This window comes from Elizabethkingia argenteiflava (genome assembly GCF_009904105.1).
Taxonomy (GTDB): Bacteria; Bacteroidota; Bacteroidia; order Flavobacteriales; family Weeksellaceae; genus Elizabethkingia; species Elizabethkingia argenteiflava.
Genome location: NZ_JAAABJ010000201.1, coordinates 1 through 966 on the forward strand (window position 1 = coordinate 1; position 966 = coordinate 966).

Annotated in this window: 1 protein-coding gene; it reads right to left on the minus strand. The window is 33.0% G+C overall.

The annotated features are described in order from the left end of the window. Window positions 1–953 (minus strand): AAA family ATPase (locus GNY06_RS01590; protein WP_166518497.1); only part of this gene is annotated, 953 nt, incomplete at its 3' end. Window positions 954–966 lie beyond the last annotated feature (13 nt).

A 966-nucleotide genomic window follows, 5' to 3' on the forward strand; every position in this document is an offset into this window, starting at 1 on the left:
TCTTTGCTAGAATTTATAATAGATTTTTTTGCGGCATCATTTGCTATTTTAACAACAAGTGCATATGATAATCCTTGCATCTTAGATGCACATTTACTGAGATCAATCTCTTTACTAAGTCTTAGAGCTGAAAATGTTATTTTAAGTAAATCAATGATTTCATTTTCATTTGGTCTAGGTAGTTCTATGATTTCATCAAATCTTCTAAATAAAGCCTTATCTAAACTACCTTCTAAATTTGTTGTAGCAATTAAAATTCCTTGCGCCTTATACTCTTCTAGAAGTCCTAAAACTATATTAACAATACGGTGGATTTCACCAATATCATTAGATTTGGAGTCTCTTTGTTTTCCTATAATATCAAACTCATCTAAAAGTAAAACGCAAGGATAGTTTTCAATACTTTCAAACAGTTTATTGAGATTTGAAGCTGATTCCCCTAAATAAGAAGAGATTATTGTATCGAAACGAACTTTATAAAACGGTAATCCCAAATCCCAAGCAATTCTTTCAGCTGTCATACTTTTTCCACATCCTGAACTACCATACAGAAGTATTTTTTGACGAGGTCTAAGACCGTGGTGAGCTAACCTTTCTCTTGCAATATATTCCTTTTCAATTCTCAACACTTTTTCTTCCACCGATGGGGCAAGAACCATATCGTGTCTTAAAAAATCATTTTCTATATGAGTTGCTAAAGGTAACTTATACCTCCTATCGGCGGGAATCGAAAAGATACCATCTTTACTTTTGGTAAGTTTTAATACTTGTGATCTCTGCGGCTCAATAACTTTTGCAAGATTCCCTTCTAGAATTGTATCAAGCCTTTCTGCCAATTTTGTATGCCCCTTTTTCCTTTCATCCTCAATAATGGAATATGCTATCCTTACCAAAGGCTCTTCTTTATTGCCTTCGATAGATTTAAACAATCTGGTAAGTAGGGTTTGGTTCATTTATTTGGTATAA